This window comes from Falsirhodobacter sp. 20TX0035 (assembly GCF_028307215.1).
In the GTDB taxonomy this organism is placed as follows: Bacteria; Pseudomonadota; Alphaproteobacteria; order Rhodobacterales; family Rhodobacteraceae; genus Falsirhodobacter.
Genome location: NZ_JAQMHV010000002.1, coordinates 87917 through 114506, shown reverse-complemented (window position 1 = coordinate 114506; position 26590 = coordinate 87917). Strand labels below are relative to the sequence as shown.

Here is a 26590-nt window from a genome sequence, read left to right as displayed (position 1 = left end):
CGGGATGAGCCATCAAACGAATGGGGCCGAGCCAAGGTGGAGCCTGGTCGGCCCCGGCCTGGTCGTGGCGGCCACGGGCGTCGGCGCGGTCGATCTGATCGCCACCACCGTCGCGGGCAGCAAGTACGGCTATGCCCTGCTGTGGGCGGTGGTCGCGGGCTGCATCATGAAGATCATCATCGTCGAAGGCGCGGGCCGCTACAGCCTCGCCAGCGGCCGCACGATCTTCGAGGGGTGGAGCAGCCTCGGCCGCTGGACGCACTGGTATTTCGGCCCCTACATCGTGATCTGGGGCTTTGTCTACGGCGCCGCGGCCATGGCGGGCACGGGACTCGCGCTCTACTCGCTCTTCCCGTTCGTGGGCGTGCCGGTCTGGGGCATCCTGTCGGGCCTCATCGGCCTCGCCCTCGTGTGGACCGGGCGCTACGACCTGTTTGAAAAGGCCCTCACGGCCCTTGTCGCGCTGATGTTCGTCACGGTCCTTCTGGCCGCCGCCTTCACCCTGCCGAACCTGGGTGAGATCATCGCCGGCCTGATCCCGCGGATCCCCGAAGGCGCGCTGATCAACGTCCTCAGCGTGGCGGGTGGCGTCGGCGGCACGATCACGCTGGCCGCCTATGGCTACTGGCTGCGCGAAAAGGGCTGGGACACGCCGCGCTTCATGCGCGTGATGCGTCTGGACAACAGCATCGCCTATATCGTGACGGGCATCTTCGTGATCGCCACTCTGATCGTGGGGGCGGAACTCCTCTATTCCGCCGGGATCGCCATCAGCAACGGCGATGAGGGGATGGTCGACCTCGCCACCGTCCTCGGCGACCGCTATGGCGTGTGGATGAGCAAGCTGTTCCTTGTCGGCTTCTGGGCCGCGTCCATGAGCTCGCTCCTCGGCGTTTGGAACGGCGTCAGCCTGATGTTCGCCGATTTCCTGGGCGGCATCCTGAAGCGCCCTCAGAACGATCCCGACCGTCTGGCGGGGGGCCGCTTCTACAAGGCCTACCTCTGCTGGCTGACCTTCCCGCCGATCGTCATGCTGTTCCTTGGCCAGCCGGTCTACCTCATCCTGGCCTATGGCGTGCTGGGCGCCTTCTTCATGCCCTTCATGTCGGTGACGCTGATCTGGATCCTGAACTCGGACCGCGTGCCGCGCGAATGGCGCAACAACCTGTTCTCCAACATCATGCTCGTGCTGTGCACGCTGGCCTTTGCCGCGCTGGCCCTGGACCAGATCCGCGGCATCGTGATGAAGGCGTTTTGAAATCCCACCGGCGGCAGCCGCGCTGCCTCCCGGCTTTTTTATCAGACACGCTGGACGATCCGCTCTCAGCTTGTATGATGACTTTGCAGAAACCAAGGGAGGGGATCTGATGCACCGCCTGTTGATCACCGGCGCGGCCGGGGGTCTGGGCCGCGTGATGCGCGAGAAATTGCGCCCGCTGGCCGATATCATACGTCTGTCCGACATCGCCGACATGGGCGACGCCGCCCCGCATGAGGAGATCATGCCCTGCGATCTGGGGGACGAGGCGGCGGTCCTGAAACTGGTCGAAGGCTGCGACGGGATTGTCCATCTAGGTGGCGTGTCGGTGGAACAGTCCTTCGACAAGATCCTGAACGGCAACATCCAAGGCGTCTACAACCTGTACGAGGCCGCGCGCGCCCACAGCCAGCCCCGCATCGTCTTTGCCAGTTCGAACCACACCATCGGTTTCTACCGGCAGGACGAATACCTGACGCCCGACATGCCGATGAAGCCCGACGGCCTTTACGGCGTGTCCAAATGCTTCGGCGAGGCGATGGCCAGCCTCTACCATTCGAAGTTCGGGCAGGAAACGGCCATCGTCCGCATCGGATCCTGCTTTGCGGAACCGGCGAACCACCGCATGCTGTCCACCTGGATGTCGCATGACGACTTCACCGACCTGATCCGCCGCTGCTTCCTTGTCCCGCGCCTTGGCTGCCCCATAGTGTGGGGCGTGTCGGACAACGACGGCACGTGGTGGGACAACTCCGCCGCCAGCTTCCTCGGCTGGAAGCCCAAAGCCAATTCCGAGTCCTTCCGCGAAGGTCTCGACGCCCGCATGACGCCGCCGCCCGCCGACCATCCGAACGCCATCTGGCAGGGCGGCATGTTCACCCAAGACCCCATCCACAAGGACTGATCCATGACCTTCACTCCCCACGGCAAGCACCTGATCGCCGGCGAATGGATTGCAACGGACGCGACCTTCGCCTCCGAACCGGCCACTGGCCCCGTCCACCAGTTCTCGGTCGGGACGGTGGATCTGGTGAACCGCGCCTGCGAGGCGGCGGAAGAGGCGTTCTGGACCTACGCCTACACCACCCGCGAAGAACGCGCCGCCTTCCTTGACACCATCGCCGACGAGATCGAGGCCCGCGCCGAGGCCATCACGGAAATCGGCAGCCAGGAAACCGGCCTGCCCACCGCCCGCCTTCAGGGCGAACGCGGCCGCACCACGGGCCAGCTGCGCCTCTTTGCCCAGCACATCCGCGACGGCGCCTACCTTGACCGCCGCACGGACGCGGCCATGCCGGACCGCCAGCCCGCCGCGCGCCCGGAAATCCGCATGATCCAGCGCCCGATCGGGCCGGTGGCGGTGTTCGGCGCGTCGAACTTCCCGCTCGCCTTCTCCACCGCCGGGGGCGACACGGCGGCCGCGCTCGCCGCCGGCTGCCCGGTCGTGGTCAAGGGCCACTCCGCCCATCCCGGCACCGGGGAGATCGTGGCCGAGGCGATCCACGCCGCGATCGAGAAGACGGGGATGCCGAAGGGCGTCTTCAGCCTGATTCAGGGCGGCAAGCGCGACGTGGGCACCAGCCTTGTCCAGCATCCGCGCATCAAGGCCGTCGGCTTCACCGGCAGCCTTGGCGGCGGTCGGGCGCTGTTCGACCTGTGCGCCCAACGCCCCGAACCGATCCCGTTCTTCGGCGAACTCGGCTCCGTCAACCCGATGTTCATGCTGCCCGAGGCGCTGGCCGCCCGCGGCGAGGCTTTGGGCCAAGGCTGGGCCGGGTCGCTGACCATGGGCGCGGGCCAATTCTGCACCAATCCCGGCATCGCCGTGGTGCCGAAGGGCGCCGCCGGTGACACCTTTGTCGCCGCCACCGCCAAGGCGCTGGAAGCCGCCGCCCCGCAGACCATGCTGACCAACGGCATCGCCGACGCCTATCACAAGGGCAAGGAACGCTTCGACAGCCGCAACTCGGTCCGTCCGGTCGTGTCCACCGAAAGCAACGGCCGCCAAGTCAGCCCGAACCTCTACGAAGTGTCCTCGGACGCCTTCCTGGAAGATCACACGCTGGGCGAGGAGGTGTTCGGCCCGCTGGGTCTGGTCGTCCGCACCAACGGCACCGAGGAGATGGTCCGTCTGGCCAAGGGCCTCGAAGGGCAGCTGACCATCACCATCCACATGGAAGACGCCGACACCGAAACCGCGCGCAAACTGCTGCCGGTCGTGGAACGCAAGGCCGGCCGCGTGCTGGTCAACGGCTTCCCTACGGGGGTGGAGGTGGTCGATTCCATGGTGCATGGCGGCCCTTACCCCGCCTCCACCAACTTCGGCGCCACCTCGGTCGGCACGCTGTCGATCCGCCGCTTCCTGCGCCCCGTCGCCTTCCAGAACCTCCCCGCCGCGCTGCTGGAGCGTGATCTGGCCTGATCCAGAGGGCCGTCCCCTCCGGGGCGGCCCGTCCTGACGGCCCTGTGATGGCCCGCGTGACGGCAACGCATGGCCGTTCCCCCGCCTTCGGACTAGGTTTCCCCCCAGAAGCATCCGGAGACTTTCATGCCCCTCTTGTTCACCCCGATCAAAGTCGGCACCCAAACGCTGGAAAACCGCATCGTCATCGCGCCGATGTGCCAGTATTCGGCCGAGGACGGCTGCACCACCGCCTGGCACGACGTGCATCTGGGCAACCTCGCTTTGTCCGGCGCGGGCCTTCTGACGATTGAGGCGACGGCCGTTGTGCCCGAAGGCCGCATCACCTATGGCGATGTGGGCCTGTGGGACGACAAGACCGAGGCCGCGCTGGCCCGCACCCTTGCCACCGTGCGCGCCGTGTCCGACATGCCGATCGCGATCCAGCTGGCCCATGCCGGGCGCAAGGCCTCCTGCGCGAAGCCTTGGGACGGCGGCCAGCAGATCGCGCCCGACGCCCCCAACGGCTGGCAGACCGAGGCGCCCTCCGCCCTCGCCTATGACCCCGGCACCGAAGCCGCCCCCACCGCGCTGGACGAGGCGGGGCTGCAACGCCTGAAGGACGCCTTCGCCGACGCCGCCCGCCGGTCCGTCCGGCTTGGGATCGATGCGATCCAGATCCACGCGGCCCATGGCTACCTGCTGCACAGCTTCCTGTCGCCCCTGTCAAACCGGCGCGAGGACGCCTATGGCGGATCGCTCGCCAACCGCATGCGCTTCCCGCTGGAGGTGTTCGAGGCCATCAAGTCCGCCGTGCCCGAAGGCTATCCCGTCACCGTCCGCGTGTCGGGCACCGACTGGGTGGACGGCGGCTGGGACATCGAAGGCACCGTCGCCTTTGCCAAGGAACTGGAGGCGCGGGGCTGCGATGGCATCCACATCTCCTCGGGCGGGCTGCACCCGGACCAGAAGATCCCGGTCGGCCCTGGCTATCAGGTGGCGCTGGCCCGCGCGGTCAAGCAAGCGGTGACCATGCCCGTCGTCGCCGTGGGCCTGATCACCGAAGCCGAGCACGCGGAATCGATCCTCGCCTCGGGCGATGCGGACATGGTCGGCATCGCGCGCGGGATCCTGTATGACCCCCGCTGGCCGTGGCACGCGGCGGCGCAACTGGGCGCGCAACTGAAGCCCGCGCGCCAGTATCTGCGCTGCCAGCCCCACACGCTGAAGAACCTGTTCGTCTGATCAGGCGCGGGGCGTTGCGCGGTTGCGGGACGCCCCATCGCCCACAAGGGCGAAAGCCTGCGCCAGCAGGATCGCCAGCGCCGCCACCAAAAGCCCCCCCTGTGCCACGAAGGCGAGGTTCTGAGAGGTGAGGCCCGCAATGATCACCTCCCCCAGCCCCCGTGCCGCCACGACCGACCCGATGGTCGCGGTGGAAAGGGAAATGACGCTGGCCGTGCGGATCCCGTCCAGGATCAGCGGGCGCGCCAAGGGCAGTTCCACCTGCCACAGCCGCTGGCGCGGCGTCAGGCCCATGCCGCGCGCCGCCTCCACCACCGAGGGCGGAAGGCCCTGAAGCGCGGCCACCGTGTTTTCAAAGACCGGCAGCAGACCATACAGGAACAGCGCCAGCAGCGTGGGCCATGTGCCGAAACCCAGCACCGGCACCGTCAGCGCCAGCACGGCGACGGGCGGAAAGGTCTGCCCGAACCCCGTCAGGCTGCGCGACAGCGGCAGAAAGGCCGCCCCCGCAGGACGCTGGACGAACACCCCAAGCGCCACCGCGACCAAGGACGCCGGCACCATAGCCCCCGCCACCAGCCCCAGATGTGCCAATGTCAGGCTCAGCAGGTTCGCGCGGTCATAGATCACGGGCCCGCCCCCCGGGGCCAAAGGCGCCAGAAGCGGCGCGAACAGCCCCGGCCGGATCAGAAAAGCCAAGACCAGAACCAGCAGAACGGCGGCGGGCCAGCGCTTCATGGATGCCCGGCGCGCAGCAGGGCCGACCGCGTGACCCGCCCGCCGCCTTCCAGCGCCAGCGACTCCGTGCCGCGCCAGATCAGGGCGTTCAGCGCCTCGGCCGCCGTGGCGTCGGCGGGCAGGGGCGCACCCTCGGCCGCGCCCGCTTCGGCCAAGCTCCCCACAGGGGTCAGCGACAGGTAACGGAACGCCCGCTCCCCTTCCCCCACGAGCGCGCGCACGAAATCGGTGGCGGGGCGGGCCAGGATCTCGGCCGGCGGGGCGAACTGCTCCACCCGTCCCGCGCGCATGACGGCGATGCGGTCGGACAGGGCGATCGCCTCGGCCATGTCATGTGTGACCAGCAGGATCGTGGTGCCCAGCGTGCGTTGTATGGCCCGCAGATCGGCCTGCGCCTTGCCGCGCAGCACCGGGTCCAGCGCACCGAAGGGTTCGTCCATCAGCAGCAGTTCCGGTTCCGCCGCCAAGGCGCGGGCCACGCCCACCCGCTGCATCTGCCCGCCCGACAGCTGGTGCGGAAAGCGCGGCCCGATGGCAGCGGGGTCCAGCGACAGAAGGGTCAGCAACTCCTCCACCCGTGCCTCAATCCTTGCCTTGCTCCAACCCAGAAGGCGGGGCACGGTGGCGATGTTGCGCGCCACGGTCCAGTGCGGAAACAGCCCGTGATCCTGGATGACATAGCCGATGCGGCGGCGCAGTTCGAACGCGGGAAGGGCGCGCGTGTCCTGTCCGTCCAGCGTGACATGCCCCGACGTCGGCTCGATCAACCGGTTCACTAGTCGCAGCAGCGTGGACTTGCCGGAGCCCGAGGTGCCGACGATGGCGACCACGCTGCCCTTGTCGATGGTCAGGCTCACGTCGTCGACGGCCTTCGTGTCGCCGTAATGCTTGGACAGGTGGTTCAGGCCGATCATGCGCGCGCCCCCGGAAGAAGGTCAATCAGCGCGTCGAACACCACCTGCGCCGAAAACGCCAGCGCGACGGTGGGCAACGCGCCCAGAAGAATAAGGTCCGGCGCCGTCTGGCCCAGCCCCTGAAAGACGAAGGTCCCGAAGCCGCCCGCGCCGATCAGCGCGCCGATGGTGGCTAGCCCGATGTTCTGCACCAGCACGATCCGCGCGCCGGTCAGGATCACCGGCAGCGCCAGCGGAATGTCCACCCGCGCCAGCCGCTGGCGCGGGCTCAGCCCCATGCCGCGCGCGGCCTCGGCCACGCTGGCGGGGATGCCGCGCAGCCCGGCCACGGTGTTCGTGACGATGGGCAGAAGGGCATAAAGGAACAGCGCGACAAAGGCCGGAGCCATGCCGATCCCGCCGATCCCCACGGCGCGGGCCATCGGCACGTGGGTCGCCAGCCACCCCAAAGGCAAAATCAGCAGCCCGAACAGCGCGATGGACGGCACCGTCTGGATCGCCGTCAGCGTGCCCATCACGGGACCCCGCCACCCCGCGCGCCGCTGGATCAGCACGCCCAGCGGAACGCCCACCAGCACCGCCCCCGCGAAAGAACCAAGCGCCAGCGCAAGATGACGCTGCGCCTCAGCCCAGAAAGTCATGTAGCGGGCGGCGTATTCCTGCAGGATCGACACGTGCCCCCAGCCCTGCAGCAGCAGCGCCAGCGCGGCCCAGGCCGCTGCAAGCCAGGTCAGACGCGCCACCGGACCGGGCCGCCGCTGCGCCAGCGCGTCCGCCAGAAGCAGCGCCAAGGCCACCGCCCCCAGCCAGAATCCCGCCCCCGGGGAAACACGCGCAAAATCCGGCCCGCCCGCCGTCAGGCGATGCGCCACCACGCCCATCAGCGCCAGCCATGCGGCCAGCGCCGGGGCCGCCAGAACCCGCCCCCACATCACCGTCAGCACGGCCAGCAGCGCGATCCCGATTGCCGCGGGGGCGCCAAGCGCCTGCCAAAGCCACACAGGCTCCGCCGCCGCGATCCGGTTTGCCCGCAGCCCCGCGAAGGGCAGGGCCAGTCCTGCGGCCAAGGGCACGGCCAGAACAAGGGCAAGCCGGTTCGGGATCAAAGAAGGCCGCCGTCCGTCAGGAACTGCTTGGCCACCTCCGCCGCGGGCACGCCTTCGACCTGCACGCGACCGTTCAGCGTCTGCAGCACCTCCAGCGTCAGGGCGCCGAAGACGGGGGCCAGCGCCTCCTCAATCTGCGGATATTCCTCAAGCACGGCGGCCCGGATGACGGGGGCGGGCTGATAGACCGGCTGCACCGCCTTGTCGTCGGCCAGCACGCGCAGCCCCGCGAAGGGGATCGCGCCGTCCGTGCCGTAGACCATGGCCGCGTTCACGCCGCTGGTGCCGTTGGCCGCCGCCTGGATCGTGGCCGCCGTGTCACCGCCCGACAGCACGACCAGCTGATCCGCCCCCAGTTCGAACCCGTAGGTCGTCTGGAACGACGGCAGCGCGGGGGCGGAGTTCACGAATTCCGACGACGCGGCCAGCTTCACCTCGCCCCCGTCCTTCACCCAAGCGCCGAACTCGCTCAGGGTGCCAACCTTCGCCTCATCCGCCACATCGTCGCGCAGCGCGATGCCCCAGGTGTTGTTGGCGGGCGCCGGGGCCAGCCAGACGACCTTGTTCGCCTCAAGATCCAGATCCTGCGCGGTCTGCCACGCGCCCTTTGCATCCTTCCAGACCGGGTCCTCGGCCCGGTTGAAGAAGAAGGCCGCGTTGCCGGTGTATTCGGGATAGATGTCGATTTCGCCCCCCAGGAGGGCCTGCCGGACGATGGGCGTGCCGCCCAGTTGCAGGCGGCTTTCCACCGGAATGTCGTTGGCCTGCAGCACCTGCAGGATGATGTTGCCCAAGACCCCACCCTCGGTGTCAATCTTCGACGACACGACGACCTGCGCCTGCGCAGCGCCTCCGCCCAGAAGAAGAACCAGCGCGGCAGATTTCAGAACGGACATGCGGGTCCCCTTCAAAAGAACATTCCCCGGAAGGATAAGCCGCCGCCCCGCCCGGACCAGTCCGGCCCCCGCAATTTCCGCCCCGCCCTACCCCATCACCGCCTCGTCCGAGGAGACGCGGTTGCGCCCTTCCCGCTTGGACCGATAAAGCGCCAGATCGGCGCGGGCGATCGCCTCCTCCAGCCGCTCCCCGCCGCGCAGGGCGGTCAGGCCGAAGCTGGCCGTGATCTGGTGGCTGCCGCCCAGATCCTGAAGGGACGCGGGCACGGATTGCCGCATCCGTTCCACTCGGGCCAGCCCCTCGGCCGGGGGGGTGCCGGGCAGGACGAAGATGAACTCCTCCCCCCCGATGCGGGCCGCCAATTCCTGCCCCCCAAGCGCCGAGGAGATCTGCCGCGCGAAACAGCGCAAGACGGCGTCCCCCGCCGCATGGCCAAGCGTATCATTCACCGTCTTGAAGTGATCGAGATCCGCCACCACCACCACGAACGGCTCCGGCAGCGGGCGCGAGGCCTTCATCTCGGCGATGCGCTGTTCAAAGCCCCGACGGTTCAGAAGCCCCGTCAGCGGGTCGGTCCAAGCCTGCATCCGCAGGTCGCCGGCAAGGTCCGATGCCGTGATCAGCAGCGTCAGGATGCCCAGGGACACCGTCACGACCGGCCCGCCCACCGCCACCGTCAGCGGGAAGACCGACCCCGGGTCCGGCCCCACGGTCACGGCCAGAACCGCCACGGTCACCATGTAGGCCGCCGCCATCAGAAACATCAGCTGCCCCAGCCGGATCGTCTTGCGCGCCCCCTTCAGTGAGGACAGCGCGATCACCACCAGCGCGAGGTTGCACATGGAGGTCAGCAACCGGCAGGCCGTCACCCAACCACTGCCCTGCACGCACCACAGGATCGCCAGCAGCATCAGCACGAAGCCCGCCACCTCGCACACAAGACGCGTCTTCCGCTCGGCCCGCCGGCAGAAGCCCCAGGACAGCAGCCCCATGCTGACGATCGAGGTGATGCAGGACAGAAACCGAAGATCCTCCCCCCATCCCGGGACAAGGGTGGAGGACAGGCGAAGGCCGCTGGTGGCCGCCGCAAGGGCAAAGGCCGCGGACCAGGCCAGCGCATGACGGCCCAGACGGAAATCCCGCCAGGCCGTCAGCAGGGCCAGGGCCAGCAGAAGGCAGATCAGGGCGATCGCAGACATGAAGGCGGCATGGGTCAACATGCGCCCGTGTCTACACGCCCGCCCTTAATGAAACGTATCGTGAACCGATCAGTTTCCTTCGGCGTTGGCTCCGATGAACCACGCGTCCTTGTCCACGATCCGGCTCGCTTCGGTGAACAGGTCCGAGGTGTCCTGATCGCCCGCCTCGTCCGTCGTGTCGATCGCCTCGCGCAGCGACGCGGCCACGATCTTGTAGCGTTCGGTCAGTTCGCGCACATGATCCTTCACCAGAAGGATGTCCGTGGGATATTTCGGCAGCGTCGTCTCGTTTGCGATCACCTGCGACAGGCCCACCGGCACGCCGCCCAGAACGACGGCGCGTTCGGCGATCGTGTCCAGGATTGCCTGCAGGCGGGCATGGGTTTCATCCAGCAGCTTGTGCACGCCGATGAAGTTCGTGCCCTGCATGTTCCAGTGGGCCTGCTTCACGATCAGCGACAGGTCGATCACCAGGCTCAGGTTGCGGTTCAGCACGTCGATCGAGGTCTTGGCCGCTTCTTCGGTCAGGCCGCTGGCAAAACGTTGGCGCATCTTTCTCTCCTTCGGTTTAAATGGATCACGGCCCCAACGCACAAGACGGCCATTCGGTTGCCAGCCCGCATGACCGGTGGGACAAATTGGCGCTTGCCCGAACGCCCCCGCCCTTGCCACAACGGGACCATGCGTCTGTTCGCGCCCCTTCGTGCTTTGGGCCTGATTCTGCTGGCCATGACCGCCGTCGCCTTTGCGACCGGCACGATCGCGCGCGCGGCCCCCACCGTGACCGAACTGCGGCTGGAGGCGTATCAGCTGGCCGGCGGCGCGCTGGCCGACCTGTGCAACGACCACGCGCCCGATCACGCCCACGCAGCCAGCTGCTCGCTCTGCCACCTTGCGGCTGGCAGCACCCTGCCCGACACCGACCTGCCGCTGACCCTGATCGAGCGGACCTATGTCACCCTGCATCTGCTGCCGCAGCTGCGCCGGGCCGCGACGCGGGTGCGCGATCCCGCCACCCCCCCGCGCGGCCCCCCGGCCTTCGGCTGAAACGACCCTTCACCCGTTTCCCGCATTCGTCCGGCCATGGCCGCGATTGAAAGAGCCGCAAAATGACCTTCCTGAAGTCCATGGCCCTTGCCATGGTCGTCCTGGCCGCCCCGGCGGCGCAGGCCGCCATCACCCTGACCGACCTCGAGGGCCGCCAGGTGGTGCTGGACCACGTTCCCGACCGCATCGCCCTCGGCTTCTATTTCGAGGATTACCTCGCCGTCGCGGGACCCGGCGGCGCCGACCGTCTGGTCGCCCTGTCCCGCGCCCCTTGGGCCGACTGGCGGCCCGGTCAATGGGCGGCCTACACGGCGCGCTTCCCGGCCCTTGAAACCCTTCCCGACATCGGTCACGCCGACGACGGCACCCTGTCGGCCGAGGCGATCATCGCCGCCCGCCCTGACGTCGCGATCCTGTCCACATGGCAGACGGTGGCCCTGGGCGATCCCGGCCTGCGCCAGCTAGCGGCGGCGGGCGTCGCGGTGGTGGCGCTGGACTACAACGCGCAGACGGTGGAGCGTCACGTCCTGTCCACCCAGATCCTTGGCGCGGTTCTGGGCCAGCCCGAACGCGCGCGGCAACTGGCGGACCTGTATCGCGCCGAGGTCGACGACACGCTGGCCCGCGTGGCCAAGGCCGGCCCGTCCCACCGCAAGGTTTACGTCGAACTGGCGCAGGGCGGCCCGTCCCAGATCGGCAACAGCTATGGTCAGGGGATGTGGGCCGGGGTCATCGACCTTCTGGGCGGCCGGAACATCGCCGAGGGCCAGATCGGCAACTGGGGGCCGCTGTCGCCCGAATACGTGATCGCGCAGCAGCCCGACATCATCCTGCTAGCCGGGTCCGAATGGCTGAACCGCCCCGCCTCCGTACCCATGGGGTTCGGCGCGACCGACGCCGATACGCAGCCCCGCCTGCGCGCCTATGCCAACCGGCCGGGCTGGGCCGACCTTCCCGCGGTGGCCACGAAACAGGTCTACGGCATCTATCACGGCGGCATCCGCACCCTGTCGGATTTCGTCTACCTCCGCAGCGTGGCAAAGGCCCTTTATCCCGACGCCTTCGCCGACGTGGACCCGGTGGAGGAGCTGCGCGCCTTCTACGCTCAATGGCTGCCCGTTTCCCCCGACGGCCTGTTCGTGACGCGCCTGCAATGACCGCCCGCGTGGATCCCGTCGCCGCGTGGCGCCGCCGCTCCGCCCGCCGCGCCTTGGTGCTGGCGGCGGCGCTGGCCGCGCTGGTGGCGCTGATGCTGGCGGACCTCGCCACCGGCCCCTCCGGCATGCCCCTTCACGAAGTCCTGCACGCGCTTGGCGCGGGCCCCGGCGGGGCGGACCGCGCCGCCGCCACCATCCTGTTCCAGATCCGCCTGCCGCAGGCGCTGATGGGCGTGATCGTCGGCGCCTGCCTCGGGCTGGCGGGGCTCCTGATGCAGACCATGCTCGCCAACCCCCTCGCCTCGCCCTACACGCTGGGCTTCTCGGCGGCGGCGGGGTTCGGCGCGTCGCTGTCGATCCTTGGCGCGGGCGGGGCGGCCTTCGGCTTGCCCTTGTGGCTGCTGACGCCGCTGTCGGCCTTTCTCGCCACGCTCGCCGCCACGGGTTTGGTCGCCACGCTGGCCCACCTGAAGGGCCACCGGCCCGAGATCATGGTCCTGTCCGGCATCGCCGTCCTGTTCCTGTTCCAGTCCCTGCAATCGCTGGTCCAGTTCCTGTCCTCGCCCGAGGTGTTGCAGCAGATCGTCTTCTGGCTGTTCGGATCGCTGCTGAAGGCCAACTGGACCAGCGTCGGCGTGTCGGGCGCGATCCTTCTGGCCTGCCTGCCTTGGATCACCCGCGACGTCTGGGCCCTGACCGCCCTGCGCATGGGCGAGGCGAACGCCGAAACGCTGGGCCTGAACCTGACCGCCCTGCGCCGCCGCACCTTTCTGCTGACGGCGGCGCTGACGGCGGCGGCCGTGTCCTTCACCGGCACCATCGGCTTCGTGGGCCTGATCGCCCCCCACATCGCCCGCGCCATGGTGGGGGAGGATCACCGCTTCGCCCTGCCCGCCGCCGCGCTGACGGGCGCGCTGATCCTGATGGCGGCCTCAGTGCTGGGCAAGCTGATCTCTCCCGGCGCGGCGCTGCCTGTCGGCATCGTCACCGCGCTGGCGGGCGTGCCCATGCTGATCGTCGTCCTTTGGCGGTACGAGGAGTCATGAGCGTGCTGTCCCTCACCTGCCCCGCCCTGCACCGCGGCCCGAACCAGATCCTGCCCGCCCTGGCACTGGATTTCGCGCCCGGCGGCATGATCGGCGTCACCGGCCCGAACGGGTCCGGCAAGTCCACGCTGCTGCGCGCGATCGCGGGCCTCGGCCCCGAAACGGTAGGGCTGCGGCAGAACGGCCAGCCCCTGGCGCGCGAGGCGGTGTCCCTTTTGCCGCAAAACTTCACCATCCGCTCCTCCCTTTCGGTGCTCGACTGCGTGCTGCTGGGCCAGCGCAAGCGCCTTGGCCTGCGCGTGCCGCCCGCTCTGATCACCGAGGCGCGGGCGCTGCTGGACGGCCTTGGCCTGGCCGATCTGGCCGATCGCCCGATGAACCGCCTGTCAGGGGGCCAGCAGCAGCGCGTCCTGATCGCGCAACGCCTTTTCGCCAAGCCGCGCCTGCTTCTGCTGGACGAACCGACCTCGGCGCTGGACCTACACCACCAGCTGGCCGCCCTGTCCCTGTTGCAGACCCACGCCCGCCGCAGCGGCACGGTGGTGATCGCCGCCCTGCACGACCTGACGCTGGCCGCGCGGTTCTGCGACCGGCTTCTGGTGCTGGGCGACGGCCGGATCTGCGCCGACGGCCCCGCCGAAGACGCCCTCGCCCCCGCCACGGTGGAGGCGTGCTGGAACATCCGTCCCGAATACCTGAAGGATCGGGACAACCGCCTTGTCGTGATTCCCCACCTTCCCGCCTGACCCTTCGAAAGGACCCTCCCATGCTCCGCCCCCTGACCCTCGTCCTGTCGCTCGCGCTCGCCGGCCCTGCGCTGGCGCAGGACGCGAATCCCATCGCCGTCCGCGACGCATTTGCCCGCGCCACCCTTCCGGGCGCGCCCGTGGGCGGCGTCTACATGACGCTGACAAACACCGGGGCCGCCGATGATCGGCTGGTTTCCGCCACCACCGACGCCGCGCAAGCCGTGTCCCTCCACGAGATGGTGATGAAGGACGACACAATGCGCATGGCCCCGCTGCCGGACGGACTGCCCCTTCCGGCGGGCGAAGCCGTCGCGCTTGCCCCCTCCGGCAAGCATCTGATGCTTGAAAACCTGGCCAAACCGCTGGTGCAGGGCGCCACGATCGACGTCACGCTGACCTTTGAACAGGCCGCGCCCCTGACCATCGCCGTGCCGGTGATGGCGGTGAACGCGGGCAAGATGCAGCACCATCATCACTGACGGGCCCGCGCCCCGCCCCCTTTGCGCCCGGGCGGGGCGGTCTGCTATAGGTGCCGCCGGGCCCCATGCCCGGTATCGCCACGGACCCGACCATGACCCAGCCGGCACCCCTTCCGCAGCCCCGCCCCCGCAAGGCCGTGGCCTTCTGCTGCGACGACCGGTATCGGCCTTTCGCCCTCTTCGCAGCCTCGCAGATCGCGGCCCTTCACCCCGACCGCGACTTCGACATCTGCCTTTGCGACGCCACGGCCCCGGTCATACCCCACACGCTGCGCCATCTCGGGCTCCGCCCCGTGGCGCTGGAACCGGGAACCACCTTCGCCGGCTTCGCGCTGGACCAGCGCCGCTCCGAAAGCGCCTATCACCGGCTGCTTCTGCCCCGGCGGCTGGGGAACGACTATGACCGCATCCTGTATCTGGACGCCGACGTCTTCATCCAGGACGGCGACTTTTCGCGCCTTCTGGACGTGCCGCTGTCCAATCCCGTGGCCGCCGTGCGCGACAACCCCCAATGGCGCACCCCCGCCCGCATGCCACAGGAGTTCCGGACCGCCGGCCTGCCCAACGCGCCCTATTTCAACAGCGGTGTTCTTCTGATCGACGTGCCCTTGTGGCAGGACCAAGGCGTGGAGGAACAGGCCATCGCCCACGGCTCGGGTTGCCAGGGCCGCCTGCGCCGCCACGATCAGACCCTTCTGAACATCGTGCTGCACCGCAACTGGACCGAACTCTCACCCGTCTGGAACTGGCAATACAGCAAGGCCGCCCGCCTGCACGAGGCGGTGGTGGGCGCCAACATCGTCCACTTCATCGGCAAGGAAAAGCCGTGGAACGCGCCGCAGCACGCCCTGCCCGCCCGCTTCGCCGTGGCGATGGCCTGCTTCCTGCGCGAACATTTCCCTGACCTGCGGATCGAACGGAACATGTCCCACATGCCCGTGGACAACCGCATCATGGTGGCGATGCTTCTGCGCCACCTGATGAACGGGCGAAGGATGACGCGCTACCTGTCGCGGTTCCCCACCCGGTATTGTGTCCTTCCGGCGTCAACGGCACAGCGCCCGGAGCCCGCCGCAGAACCGGGCCGGGACCTGCAACGCGGGGCCCTGTGAAGCCCCGCGGATTTGGCACGAAATCCCGTGTTCCCCGCCCCGGCCGCGCTAGATCCGGCACAGCCCCGATCTCAGGACATGATCCCCATGACTCATACGGTTGACGACCGCACCACGCTGCAATGCGACATCATGCTGGAAGGGATGGCGGCGATCCGCAACATCTCCGGCGCGCTGCTGGCGTGGGACTGGAAGGACGACGCCGAACGCCTGACGGCCATCCACGGCATTTCCGAAGCGCTCTACAATTTCGACGTGCGCAGCGACGTGGCCCTCGGCGTCACCCGCACCGCCCTTCTGAAACTGCGCGAAGATCATCCCGAGATCGCCAACATGTGCCCCCAGGCCTTTGTCTGGGTGGACAGCGCCGAAACCTGATCAGCGCCGGTATCCCGGCAGGGCCAGCCCGCGCAGCAGCGCCAGCGCCCGCAGGCCGAACCCCGCGCCGGCGGCCGGAACCGCCGCCAGCCACGGCGCCACCCCGACCGAGGTGAGGGCGACGTAAAGCCCCGCCGCCACCGCCGCCGCCGTCACGTAAAGCTCGGGCCGGATGACGATGGACGGGGTGCCCGCCAACACGTCGCGCAGAATGCCGCCCAGACAAGCCGTGACCACCCCCATGATCGCGGCCGGCAGCGGCGGGATCCCATAAGCCAGCGCCTTGCCCGATCCATAGACCGCATAGGCCGCCAGCCCCACCGCGTCGAACCATTCCACCGCGCGCAGCGGCCACAACCGCCGGGGCGTGAACCACACCGCCACCGCCACCAAGAGGCAGGCCGAGATCCAGACCGGATCGTGCATCCAGAACACCGGCGCCCCGATCAGCAGGTCGCGCATCGTCCCGCCCCCGATCGCCGTGACCGACGCGAAGAAGGCGAAGGTCACCATGGTCTGCCCCGCCTTCGCCGCCGCCAGGGCGCCCGACACGGCAAAAACGGAAATCCCAGCCAGATCCAGCCAAGGCAGGGCCGAGTGGGTGAGGGACTGGATCGTGTCGGGGGTCATCGGAGCCTCGTTCCGCGGCCTTCCCTTATGCCACAATCGGCGGGGATCGTCCAACACCCGCATCCCCCATTGCGGCCCCCTCCCCATCGTCTACTGTCGGACCCGACACCAAGCGGAGACATGGCATGATCGGCAGGCGGCACTTCACCATCGGGATGGGCGCCCTCGGGCTTTCGGCCTGCACGAACACCTTCCCCGGCGGCACCTCGGCCCCCGCCGCCCTGCCCGACGACCTGCGCCCCGTGCGCGACGCCGGATACGACGCGTGGCTGGCGGCCTTCCGGGGCCGCGCCACCGCCCGCGGGATCACCCCCGCCACGGTAGACCGGGCCTTCCGCTCGGCGGGCTTCCTGCCCGGCGCGATCACGCGCGACCGCAACCAGCCCGAATCCTCGCGCACGCTGGAAGATTACCTGTCCATCGCCGTGTCGGACGAACGGGTGGCCAAGGGCCGCGCCGCCTATGCCCGCAACCGCGCCGTCCTGTCCACGCTCGAGGCGCGGTATGGCGTGGACCCCACGATCGTCACCGCCGTCTGGGGGCTGGAAAGCTTCTACGGCGAACGGCGGGGCAACGTGCCGGTGATCGCGGCCACCTCCACCCTCGCCTATGAAGGACGCCGCGCGGCCTTCTTCGAACAGCAGCTGATGGCCGCCCTGCGCATCCTGCAGAACGGCGACATCACGCCCGAAGGCATGACAGGAAGCTGGGCCGGCGCCATGGGCCACACCCAGTTCATCCCTACGTCCTATGAGGCGTATGCCGTGGACTTCAACGGCGACGGCCGCCGCGACATCTGGTCCGACGATCCGTCGGACGCCTTGGCCTCCACCGCCTCCTATCTTGCGCGCAGCGGCTGGACTCGTGGTGTCCGCTGGGGGCAGGAGGTGACCGGCGGCGGCGCCGGCGGCACCATCCTCCAGCCGCAGGCGGGCGGACCGCGCTTTGCCGTGACCGGCAACTTCCGCGCGATCAAGCGCTACAACAACTCCGACCTCTACGCGATCGGCGTGGGGCATCTGGCCGACCGGATCGGTGGCGCGGGCCCGCTGCGCGGCAGCTTCCCGCCCGACGCGAACGGCCTGACAAAGAACGACCGCATCACCCTGCAACAGCGGCTGACGGCGCGGGGCTTCGACACGGGCGGCGCGGACGGCGTGCTGGGCAACAAGTCCCGCGCCGCCATCAGCGCCTATCAGACGCGCACCGGGCAGGCGGTGACGGGCGAACCCTCGCTCGCCCTTCTGCGCAGCCTCGGCTAACCCGGCTCTTGCCCCAGATCGCGGGCCAGCACGCCCGGCGTGCTCGCCTGCACCTCCTCGCGCGTGCGGGGCAGGGCGTGGGGGAATTCGCGCTGGATGAAGGCCACTAGCTTTTCCCGCACCTCGCACCGCAGATCAAAGGTGCGCGGCGCGTTGCGGGCCGACACCAGCACCCGCACCTCCATCACCCGTTCGCGGAAATCGGTCACGGCCAGGTTGTAGACCTTGCCGTCCCACAAGGGCGAGGCGCGGGCGATCCGTTCCCCTTCGGCGCGGATCCGGTCGATGGGCGCGGTGTGGTCCAGATAGATCATCACCACCCCGATCAGCTCGGCATTCTCGCGCGTCCAGTTCTGGAACGGCTTTTCAATGAAATAGCTCAAGGGAATGATCAGCCGCCGCCAGTCCCACACCCGGATCACCACATAGGTGGAGGTGATCTCCTCCACATTCCCCCATTCGCCTTCCACGATCACGGCGTCGTCGATGCGGATGGGCTGGGTGATGGCCAGCTGGATTCCTGCGAACAGGTTCTTCAGCAAGGGCTGCAACGCCAGACCCGCCACGATCCCCGCCGCCCCGGCCGAGGCCAGAAGCGACACGCCGTATTGCCGCACCGCGTCGAAGGTCATCAGCACCGCAGCGACCGCGATCACGATGATCAGGATCTTGCTGACCTTCACCAGAATGCGGCTTTGCGTGATGTGCTTGCGCGCCATCAGGTTGTCTTCGGCGTCCAGCTTGAACCGCCGCATGTGGATCGTCGTCCAGATATACAGCGCGGTGTAGGAGATCCAGGCAATGCAGATGATCGTGCCAACCGTCAGCAGCCGCCACAGGATCTGCGCCTCGCCGCTGGTCAGGGGGGACACGGCCGTGCCGAAGATCAGCGTCACGATGATCATCACCAGCCGCAGCGGCGCCGCCCCGCGTTCCACCAGCGATCGCCAGAACAGCTCCCGCCCCGCCACGATCCGGGTCAGGATGCGGAACAGGATACGATAGCACAGCGTGGCCAGAAGCACGGCCAGCGCCAGGATGATGAGGGTGACCAGCCAGTCCGGCAGCCACCCCGTCGCCTCGCGGGCAAAAAGGCGTACGGTGTCAAAGGTCATGGCGCGAAGGATAGGGTGGCGGGCCGCAAGGTCACGCCCCGGGGCCTGACGAAATCGCGACCCGTCCCGTCACCGTGCCAGCGCCCGGCGAACCTCCGCCGCAAGGGGGTCGTGGACGGCGCGCCCGCGGGGGGCGGGCTCGTGCCCCACCAGCCCGTTCGGGCACAGGCGGTTGTCGTCCCAGCCCAGATGGTTCGCCACGGGATAAAGGCAGATCCCCTCCACCCGCACGCCGCGCGCCCGCGCCCGCTGCACCTCGTCCGACACGTAGCGCAGCCAAGACGCGCGCCGCTCCCCTTCCGTTCCCGTTTCCGCGATCATCACCGGCCGGTCGTAGCGGGCGGCCACCTCGAACAGCAGGTCCGACAAGGGGGCGTAGAGCGGATGGTCCATGTCGATGGGCGGCCCGCCATGGATCCACTGGTTGTTGAAGTAGTAGTTCACCCCCACGATGTCGAGGAACGACGGATCCCCCCCGATCTGCGGCCAGATCCGGCCCGACAGCAGGTCCATCGCTTGGAACTGCGCGTCGTGCCAGCCCTGCGCCTCCCACCGGGGGCGGCCGGTGTGGTCGGCGTGGTGGATGCCGATCAACGGCTCGGCGTGCACGAAACGCGCGCGCGGGTCGATGGCCCGCAGTTCCTGCATGGCCACGATGGAGGCGCGGGCCATCTGGACCTTCAGCTCGAACCCTCGGCCCGTTGCGAAGGGGTTCAGATACTGCGCGTCCCCCCCGGCCCAGGAAAAGAAGCTGATCTCGTTCACCGGGCACCAGAAGGGCACGGCGTCCGTCACCTCGCGGTGGTGCCGCCCCACGGCCCGGGCAAGGGCGGCGAAACGGTCCACAAAGGCCGCCGACCAGATGTCCAGATCGTCGGGCCAGCCGTAATGCATCAGGTCCCAGATGACCTGCGTGCCGGTGTCCCGCGCCGCCTCGAACATCGGCGTGACCGAGGAAAAGTCGAAGCGCCCCGGCGCCTCCTCGATCCGGTGCCAGCGCACGGCGTCGCGATGGGCGCGGATGCCAAGGCCCGCCAGCTGCCGGTAATCGCCCGCCGCGTTGCGGTCGTGCCCGGTCGATTCCAGCACATCAAGCCGCGTCCCGTTCCGCAACCGGTGGGTGGAACTTTCCCACCCCCCCAGCACGAAGCTCTGGAACGCCTCGGCCTTGGGCGGCACGGGTCGTTCCGCCAGAACCTCGGCAAACAGGCGCTCCCATTGCGGCACGACCACTTCGGCCGCATAGGTTGCGCGGACATGGCCCTGAAGCGCCTGCCCCAACCGGCGGCGCAAGGCGGGATCGTCCACCAGACGGCGCAGGGCGGCGGCCAGCTCCACCGGATCCTCATGCGGAACGAACAGCCCTGTTTCGCCGTCGCGGATCTGCTGCAACGCGCCGTTGTCGGGCGTGGCCAGCACGGGCAGGCCCGCGGCCCCGGCCTCGGCGATCACATGGGGCATCCCCTCGCCGCGCGACAGCCAGCAGAACACGTCCATCGCCGCCAGAAGGTCCGGCACGTCCGCCCGATCGCCCGTGAAGGTCAGCCGCCCGTTCAGACCCAGATCATGCGCCAGATGGTGCAGCTCGTGCGCGTATTCGGGCATGAAGGCGTCCGGCCCGCCCACGACGACAAAACGCGCCGTCGGATGCGTGCCCGCCAGATCGGCGGCGGCGCGGATGAAATCCTCCACCCGCTTCTTGCGGTCCAGACGGCCGACCCAGCCAATCAGCACCTCCCCCTCCGCCACGCCCAGCCGTTCGCGCATGGGGGCGCGGGCGGCCGCATCGAACTCCGCCAGATCCACCATCGACGGGATTTCCAGCGCATGCTGCGGCCGATCCGGCATTCGGGACGCCGCCGCCTCGCGGATCGTGTCGCACACGCCGACATAGCGGGTGGTGTGGTGCTTCGGCCCCGACAGCGCCTCGCGCACCAGACCACCATGTTCGATCAGCGGGGGGTGCAGGGCCAGCCGGTCCATGGCCGGATAGATGTCCGCCACGTCCTGCGACGACAGCACGATGTCGGCTTTCGCGATCCGGCGGCGCAGGTATTCCACCGTCTCCTCGAACCCAAGGGCGTAGGCGGTCATGTCCACCTCCACCCCAAGGGCGCGCAGCTGCTCGTGGCTCTGCTCGGGCATGCCGTCCTTGCGGAAGCAGGGCAGCACCGTGATCTTGTAGCGGTCGCGGTCCAGAAGGCGCGCCAGATGCCGCACCTCCGTTTCCTCTCCTCCCACGACCAGCCAGGCGAAGACCCACAGGATGCGGATCTTGCCCGCGTCCGGATGCGGGTCGGGGAAGTCGCCGCGCGACAGGATTTCTACGGCGCGGCGTTCCTCGCGTTCGCGATCGGTGCCGTCCATCACGAATGCTCCAGCACGATCTGGAGGAATTCGGGCCGGTCGCGGACCAGATGGCGCAGGAAGTCCGGCGCGTCATCATAGGGCACCACATGGGTGATCATGTGCTGGCGGATCGCCTCGCCGTCGGTCGCAAGCAAAGCCAGCGTTTCCTGCGCCAGCCGGCGCTGGTTCCAGGCCGCCGCCACCGGGCGCGGCATCCGGTTGATCTGGGCGCAGCGGATGGACAGCCCGTTGTGGTGGAACTCCTCCCCCAGCCGCGCGTCGTTCAGCCCGCCCTGATAGAAGGCCAGGTCGATGATGGTGCCCTGCGGCTGCAAGGCCCGCAGCGCCAGATGCAGGCTGCCGGAATGGGCGCGGGTCTGGAACACGATCTCCGCCCCGCGGCCCGACTTGGAATTCCAGCGGGCCTTGGCGTAGCGCCACGCCTCGTCCTCGCCCATCGCGGCGAAACCCATGCGCCGCGCCAGATCCTGCCGCCAGCCCGAGGGATCGACGACCACCACCTCGGACGCGCCCGCCCGGCGGGCGAACAGCGCGCAGAACAGGCCGACCGTGCCGCCGCCCCAGACCAGCACCGGCCGCCCCGCGACGCCCGCGCCCAGATGCGGCACATGCGCGCCGAACTGTTCGGCGTCGGCGTGCAGGATGCCGTTGGCCGCGATCGGCCCCATCTGCGCCACAAAGACCCCCAGCATCGGGTCGATCCCTTCGGGCATCGGCAGCAGCAGGTCGTGGTCGGGGTTGGCGGTGTGGCCCGTCTTGTGCCCGAAGGTCGTGGCCAGCACGTCGCCGTTGCGGAAACCGCCGGCGCGCGCGTCGATCACCCGCGCCACTTCCATGTAGCCCAGGAAGTTGACCGGATAATGCGCCGAGGCCTCCCCTTCCACGAACACGCCGCGGCCCTCGTCCCAGCGGCTGTGCAGGTAGGGGTTCGTGCCCTTCATGAAGGTCAGCTCGGTTCCCGCGCTGATCCCCGAATACATCAGGTCCAGCCGCAGCTGCCCGTCGCCCGCCGGGCCCTCGTCATAGCCGAAGAAGTAGGGCTCGTTCGGACGCTCGATCCCAAGGCTGCGGATGTGGCGGTGCTGGTGCGGCAGGGCGGGCATCCTACGAAGCGGTTTCACGAAAAAACGGCTGCGGGTTGGACCGCAGCACCTCCATCTTCACGACCGCGCCCGAGGCCGCGGATTGCGAGATGGCCAGCGCCACGCGATGCGTTTCCAGCGCCTCGGCATAGGGGCAGCGGATGCGGTTCTCCTTGCCCTGCACGGCGTCGATGAAATCGCGGTCCTCGCGCCAGACGGGATCGCCCTCGGCGTGGCGCACCGGGCGGCCGCGGCCCACATCCACCATGATGTCGTGATCCGTGATCTCCATCGCCAGAGCGTCGGCATAGACGTGCAGGCCCACGCGGTGGTTCCAGCGCAGCAGGCAGGTGGCCGACAGGTTGGCGATCGCCCCGCTGGCAAAGCGCAGGCTGGCCGTGGTGGCCGTGGGCACCGTCAGCCCGTTGAAATCCGGCCGGTCGCGGCGCGCGGCCAGACCGAACGCCTCCGTCACATCGCCGGCTAGGAAACGGGCAAGGTCGATCACATGTGTCGCCTGTTCCACGACCTGCCCGCCCGAACCGTCCTCGCGCCACCACCATTGGGGCGGCGGGGTCTGGTCCAGCCAGAAGCCGGTCATCAGGTGCGCGGGGTTCTGCGCCAGCTGCGCCCGCGCCTCGTCCACCGTGTCCAGATACCGCCAGTGATACCCCACGGCGGTGATCAGGCCCGCTTCCTCCACCTCAGCGGAAATCTCCTCGGCCAGCTTCAGGTCCAGCGACAGCGGCTTTTCCACAAAGAAGGGCAGGCCGCGCGCGATGCAGGCGCGTTCCACGTCCCCATGCGCGAAGGGCGGCACGCAGATGAACACGGCGTCTAGCTCCACCGTGTCCAGCATGGCCGCGTGGTCGGCGAACACCGCCGCCCCGAAACGCCGCCCAGCCTCCTCGGCCCGTCCGGTGTCCGGATCGGCAATGGCGGCGATGCGCACATCCGCCATATGCTCCAGCACGCCGAAGTGGCGATGGGCAATGCCCCCCGCGCCGATAAAACCGAGCCGTGTCGTCATGGGGGTCGTCCTTTGTCTTGTCTGCAACAGGGTGGTGAAGAACGCGTTGGTGTCCGCGGCCATGCGGTCGGCGGTGTAGCCTTGGGCGAAGCGGGCCTTCTGACGGGCAGCCATGCGGTCCCGCAGGTCCGGGCGGTCCAGCGCCTCGGCCAGCGCCGCCGCAAGGGCGCGCGCGTCCCCCGCCGGCACCAGCCACGGGTGATCGTCGCCAAGCGCCTCGGTCACGCCGCCGATGCGGGTGGCGACCACCGGGCATCCCGCGGCCATCGCCTCCAGCACCACCAGCGGCAACCCCTCGAAGGCCGAGGGCAGCACCATCACGTCCGCCCCCGCCATCAGCCCCGGCACGTCGTCCGAAGGGCCGAGGATCTCGGCCCGCACGCCATGGCGGGCGATGCGGCCGCGGATGCGCGCCTCCTCCGGCCCGGAGCCCGCAAGGATCAGGCGCGCGTCGGGATGCGTCCGGCGCAGCCGCGCCATCGCATGGATCAGGACGGAATGGTTCTTTTGTGCCGTGAACCGCGCCACGCACAGGATCGTCGGCACCGGCGGCACCACCCGGTCGCGCCGTGCCGCCAGCACGCCGTTGGGGATCGACCGCAGCGGCAGGCCGGGCCGCATCGCCGCCAGCACCGGCGCCCAGCTGTCAGCACTGGCGCGGCTGACCGTGATCACCCCATCCACCCGCGCCAGCGCCGCCTTGTATTCCTCGACTTGGCCGGGATCGGTCAGCAGCCAAGGCAGATGCTCTGTCCGCACGACGATCGCGCCGCTGTCCCGCGCGATCTTGCACAGCCCGTGGCTTTCCCAGCCGATGCCCGCATGCACGTTGACCAGCGCCGCCCCCCGGAACGCGATGTCCCACGCCCCGTCCGCCACAACGGCGGCCTCCAGCCCCCGCGTCCGGGCCTGCGCCACCAGTGCCCGGCCGGCCGCATGATCGGCAAACAGCAGCCGCACCCCCGACAGCCCCCCGGCCAGCGTCAGCATCATGCGCCCGACGCCCGAAGGCTCCGCACTGTCGGTCGCCAGAACCACGTCAAAGGCTGGTGTCACCCGGACACTCCGGCCCGCAGCGGCACCAGCTGCGCGCCGTCCAGAAGCCGCTTCATATGGGCAAAGGTGCTGTCCCAGCTCATCTCGGCGAGCACGCGGTCCACCTTGTCCAACCAGGGGCCGGGGCCGGTCGCCAGCGCCGCCTCGCAGGCCTGCACGAAGCCGGCGGCGTCATCCGCGATCCGCACCGCCTCCACGTCGCCGTAATGGCGCACCACGTCGCGCACGGGGGTGGACACGACCTGGCGCCCGCCCGCCAGATATTCCGGCGTTTTGGTCGGGCTGATGAAGCGCGTCGCCTCGTTGATGGCAAACGGCATCAGCGCCACGTCCCACCCGGACAGATAGGCGGGCAGTTCGCCGTAGCCCTTCTGCCCCAGCCAGTGAATGTTCGCCGCCCGCGGCAGATCGCCCGGCGCCAGCTTTGCCACCGGCCCCACCATCACGATGTGCCAGTCGGGCCGCGCCGCCGCCACGTCGCGCAGAAGGTCCAGATCCAGCCGTTCGTCGATCACGCCGTAATAGCCAAGGCGCGGATGCGGAATGCCCGCCTGATCCGCCGGATCGCAGCGCATGGCCCGCGCCGCCCCGAAATGCTCCGCCTCCACGGCCGAGGGGAAGGGATGGATGTTCCCGTGCTGGTGCCGCTTCGCCTCATAAAGGCTGTAGCCGCCGGTGAAGACCACGTCGGCCGCCGCCAGCAGCGCCGCCTCGTTGCGCTGAAGGTCCGGCGGGGCGAAGCGGAAGTTCGACAGCTCGTCCATGCAGTCGTAGACCACGGCCGCGGGGCGCAGATGCCGCGCGATCGGCCACATCTGCGGGGTATAGAACCACAGCACCGGCTGATGCGCCCCCGTGATCGCCAGAAGCTGGTCCAGCAGCCCCGACAGCGCCTGGGCCGCTTCCTCGGCCGACAGGCGGGCGGGCACGCGCGGGCGGATCGCCTGCACGCTCGTCCCCTCGAAGGCGTGGAATTCCAGATAGGCAAGGTGATGGTCCGTGGGGATCATCTCCTCCCAGAACCAGACGGGGCGTTCCTGCGCGAACCGCGACATCAGGTGCTGGGGGCGCTGCAGCACGAAATCCCAGCGAAGATGGGAAAAACAGATCAGCGGCGCGGGTTTGGCAAGAAGGGGGTCGATGGGCAATACGTTCATGCATACACCTCTTTCTTGCGCTGCCGCGCGTGATCCAGCAAATCCGCCAGCTTCTTAACCGAATGGGGCCACGTCCAGTTCCGCTGCACCACCGGCCGCGGGTCATAGGTATGGGCGCTGTCGATCAGCTCGCCCAGAACTTGGGCAAACTCCGCCTCGGACGCCACGCGCCCGGTGTCGGGGCGGATGTATTGCCGCCCGCAGACCAGCCCCGCATTGGCCAGAACCGGAAGCCCGGCCAGCATGTATTCCGTCAGGATCGCGGGCGCGCCATCGTCCACGCCGCAGACCACGCCCACCTTGGCGCGGTTGATCAGGCGGTTCACCTCGCCATGATCCACCGGCCCCACCCAGTCGATCTGCAACCCCCGCCGCTCGCCCTCGGCGCGCAGATCACCGGTCATGTGGCCATAGCCTACCACGCACAGCGCCCGCCGCCCCGGCAGACGCGCCAGCGCGTCCAACAGAAGGTCGTGCCGCTTGTAGGGTTGCGTCGCCGCCACATAGACGACGTCATAGTCCTTCGCCGCCCCCGTCGGAAAGAACGTCCGGTCCGACGCGAAGTCCGGCCCGATCGGCAGCACGGCGCACAGCGCGTCCGGATGGCGGGCCCGGATCTCGTCCGACTGCCACTCGGCACCGGTCAGGAACAGGTCGACATGCCGGCTGACCTCCGGCGGCAGCCGCAGCGCCGGCGCGTCGATCGAATTGTAGACGATCACGCTGTCCGCGCAGGCCTCCAGCAACGCCTCGTTCACGCCAAGGCCCCAGACGCACAGGATCTTCGGCGCGCCATGCACCGCGATATGCGCCAGCGCATCGACCGACCCGTAAGGCGCCGAATGCCCGTCCGCCCGCAGCGTGCGATAGATCAGCCCTTCCGGCCCCTTCACCCCCACCGGATCGTGCCGCGCGTCATCCCCGGCAAAGCGCCACACCTCGGCGCTGTCCACCAGCCCAGCCGCCACACAGGCCAGCGGCAACCGTTCCAGATACCCGCCCACCACGTCGGGGCGCGGGCCGGGGTGGGGCAAGGGCGTCGCCCGCCAGAAGGCGCGGGCCGCATCCGGCGCAGGGGAGGTCGGGGTCGGAGGGGTCGGATCGCAGAAATCCGAAACTGCGATGATGCGCGTGGCCATTCGGTCTCTTAAAACATAACAGC

The 26590-nt window shown here is 69.1% G+C and carries 25 protein-coding genes; 12 read left to right on the top strand and 13 right to left on the bottom strand.

The features are described 5' to 3' along the window. The first annotated feature begins 4 nt into the window (after positions 1–4). The 4 genes from PIJ50_RS04560 to PIJ50_RS04545 all read left to right on the top strand — a co-directional run bounded on the left by PIJ50_RS04560 (position 5) and on the right by PIJ50_RS04545 (position 4904). Positions 5–1258 (top strand): Nramp family divalent metal transporter, encoded by a 1254-nt coding sequence (locus tag PIJ50_RS04560; protein ID WP_271973129.1) that lies wholly within the window; start codon positions 5–7, stop codon positions 1256–1258. Between the two features lie 109 nt (positions 1259–1367). Beyond that, the gene (locus PIJ50_RS04555; protein WP_271973128.1) at positions 1368–2162 is read left to right on the top strand and encodes an NAD-dependent epimerase/dehydratase family protein; all 795 of its coding nucleotides are present in this window, start codon (positions 1368–1370) and stop codon (positions 2160–2162) included. A 3-nt stretch (positions 2163–2165) separates the two neighbouring features. After that, positions 2166–3680, top strand: a complete 1515-nt coding sequence (locus PIJ50_RS04550; protein WP_271973126.1) for an aldehyde dehydrogenase (NADP(+)) — start codon at positions 2166–2168, stop codon at positions 3678–3680. A 126-nt stretch (positions 3681–3806) separates the two neighbouring features. After that, entirely contained in the window at positions 3807–4904 is a 1098-nt protein-coding gene (locus tag PIJ50_RS04545; protein WP_271973125.1) for an NADH:flavin oxidoreductase/NADH oxidase, read from the top strand. On the opposite strand, the gene PIJ50_RS04540 is transcribed toward PIJ50_RS04545, so the two are convergent. The 6 genes from PIJ50_RS04540 to dps all read right to left on the bottom strand — a co-directional run bounded on the left by PIJ50_RS04540 (position 4905) and on the right by dps (position 10310). Further along, positions 4905–5642, bottom strand: a complete 738-nt coding sequence (locus tag PIJ50_RS04540) for an ABC transporter permease (protein ID WP_271973123.1) — start codon at positions 5640–5642, stop codon at positions 4905–4907. Then, complete coding sequence (locus tag PIJ50_RS04535; protein ID WP_271973121.1) at positions 5639–6556, bottom strand: ABC transporter ATP-binding protein; 918 nt, start codon at positions 6554–6556, stop codon at positions 5639–5641. Before PIJ50_RS04535 ends, PIJ50_RS04540 begins: the two co-directional genes overlap by 4 nt. Continuing rightward, the gene (locus tag PIJ50_RS04530) at positions 6553–7662 is read right to left on the bottom strand and encodes an ABC transporter permease (RefSeq protein ID WP_271973120.1); all 1110 of its coding nucleotides are present in this window, start codon (positions 7660–7662) and stop codon (positions 6553–6555) included. Before PIJ50_RS04530 ends, PIJ50_RS04535 begins: the two co-directional genes overlap by 4 nt. Beyond that, positions 7659–8558, bottom strand: coding sequence for a glycine betaine ABC transporter substrate-binding protein OsmF (osmF, locus tag PIJ50_RS04525; RefSeq protein ID WP_271973118.1), 900 nt, complete (start codon positions 8556–8558; stop codon positions 7659–7661). Before osmF ends, PIJ50_RS04530 begins: the two co-directional genes overlap by 4 nt. Before the next feature lie 87 nt (positions 8559–8645). Next, positions 8646–9758 carry a GGDEF domain-containing protein gene (locus PIJ50_RS04520; protein WP_271973116.1) on the bottom strand — a complete coding sequence of 371 codons (1113 nt, stop codon included), beginning with the start codon at positions 9756–9758 and terminating at the stop codon, positions 8646–8648. 69 nt (positions 9759–9827) lie between these two features. Continuing rightward, a complete protein-coding gene (dps, locus tag PIJ50_RS04515) occupies positions 9828–10310 on the bottom strand; it encodes a DNA starvation/stationary phase protection protein Dps (RefSeq protein ID WP_271973114.1) in 483 nt (160 codons plus the stop codon). A gap of 129 nt (positions 10311–10439) precedes the next feature. On the opposite strand from dps, the gene PIJ50_RS04510 reads away from it, so the two are divergent. From PIJ50_RS04510 to PIJ50_RS04480, 7 genes are all read left to right on the top strand, one after another. After that, a complete protein-coding gene (locus tag PIJ50_RS04510) occupies positions 10440–10805 on the top strand; it encodes a hypothetical protein (protein WP_271973112.1) in 366 nt (121 codons plus the stop codon). Positions 10806–10867: 62 nt separating this feature from the next. Further along, positions 10868–11962, top strand: a complete 1095-nt coding sequence (locus PIJ50_RS04505; RefSeq protein ID WP_271973110.1) for an ABC transporter substrate-binding protein — start codon at positions 10868–10870, stop codon at positions 11960–11962. Beyond that, entirely contained in the window at positions 11959–13008 is a 1050-nt protein-coding gene (locus PIJ50_RS04500) for a FecCD family ABC transporter permease (protein WP_271973108.1), read from the top strand. The genes PIJ50_RS04505 and PIJ50_RS04500 overlap by 4 nt, the downstream gene beginning before the upstream one ends. Continuing rightward, positions 13005–13754, top strand: coding sequence for an ABC transporter ATP-binding protein (locus PIJ50_RS04495; RefSeq protein WP_271973107.1), 750 nt, complete (start codon positions 13005–13007; stop codon positions 13752–13754). Before PIJ50_RS04500 ends, PIJ50_RS04495 begins: the two co-directional genes overlap by 4 nt. 20 nt (positions 13755–13774) lie before the next feature. Next, on the top strand, positions 13775–14236 hold the full coding sequence (locus PIJ50_RS04490; protein WP_271973105.1) for a copper chaperone PCu(A)C: 462 nt from the start codon (positions 13775–13777) through the stop codon (positions 14234–14236). Between the two features lie 92 nt (positions 14237–14328). Next, positions 14329–15348 carry a glycosyltransferase family 8 protein gene (locus PIJ50_RS04485; RefSeq protein ID WP_271973103.1) on the top strand — a complete coding sequence of 340 codons (1020 nt, stop codon included), beginning with the start codon at positions 14329–14331 and terminating at the stop codon, positions 15346–15348. Positions 15349–15435: 87 nt separating this feature from the next. Continuing rightward, a complete protein-coding gene (locus PIJ50_RS04480) occupies positions 15436–15726 on the top strand; it encodes a hypothetical protein (protein WP_271973101.1) in 291 nt (96 codons plus the stop codon). Here the strand turns inward: PIJ50_RS04480 and PIJ50_RS04475 are convergent, their stop codons facing one another. After that, positions 15727–16356, bottom strand: coding sequence for a trimeric intracellular cation channel family protein (locus PIJ50_RS04475; protein ID WP_271973099.1), 630 nt, complete (start codon positions 16354–16356; stop codon positions 15727–15729). A 125-nt stretch (positions 16357–16481) separates the two neighbouring features. On the opposite strand from PIJ50_RS04475, the gene PIJ50_RS04470 reads away from it, so the two are divergent. Then, positions 16482–17618 (top strand): lytic murein transglycosylase, encoded by a 1137-nt coding sequence (locus PIJ50_RS04470; protein ID WP_271973097.1) that lies wholly within the window; start codon positions 16482–16484, stop codon positions 17616–17618. Here PIJ50_RS04470 and PIJ50_RS04465 read toward each other — a convergent pair. The 6 genes from PIJ50_RS04465 to PIJ50_RS04440 form a co-directional block, all read right to left on the bottom strand. Then, a complete protein-coding gene (locus PIJ50_RS04465) occupies positions 17615–18733 on the bottom strand; it encodes a mechanosensitive ion channel family protein (protein WP_271973095.1) in 1119 nt (372 codons plus the stop codon). The two genes, PIJ50_RS04470 and PIJ50_RS04465, sit on opposite strands and share 4 nt — an antisense overlap. A 69-nt stretch (positions 18734–18802) precedes the next feature. Beyond that, the gene (locus tag PIJ50_RS04460; protein WP_271973093.1) at positions 18803–21100 is read right to left on the bottom strand and encodes a glycosyltransferase family 4 protein; all 2298 of its coding nucleotides are present in this window, start codon (positions 21098–21100) and stop codon (positions 18803–18805) included. Then, entirely contained in the window at positions 21100–22224 is a 1125-nt protein-coding gene (locus tag PIJ50_RS04455) for a zinc-dependent alcohol dehydrogenase (protein ID WP_271973092.1), read from the bottom strand. Before PIJ50_RS04455 ends, PIJ50_RS04460 begins: the two co-directional genes overlap by 1 nt. After that, on the bottom strand, positions 22208–24271 hold the full coding sequence (locus PIJ50_RS04450; protein ID WP_271973091.1) for a glycosyltransferase: 2064 nt from the start codon (positions 24269–24271) through the stop codon (positions 22208–22210). The genes PIJ50_RS04455 and PIJ50_RS04450 overlap by 17 nt, the downstream gene beginning before the upstream one ends. Continuing rightward, a complete protein-coding gene (locus PIJ50_RS04445) occupies positions 24268–25428 on the bottom strand; it encodes a glycosyltransferase family 1 protein (protein WP_271973090.1) in 1161 nt (386 codons plus the stop codon). The genes PIJ50_RS04450 and PIJ50_RS04445 overlap by 4 nt, the downstream gene beginning before the upstream one ends. Then, complete coding sequence (locus tag PIJ50_RS04440; protein WP_271973089.1) at positions 25425–26567, bottom strand: glycosyltransferase; 1143 nt, start codon at positions 26565–26567, stop codon at positions 25425–25427. The genes PIJ50_RS04445 and PIJ50_RS04440 overlap by 4 nt, the downstream gene beginning before the upstream one ends. Positions 26568–26590: the final 23 nt, after the last annotated feature.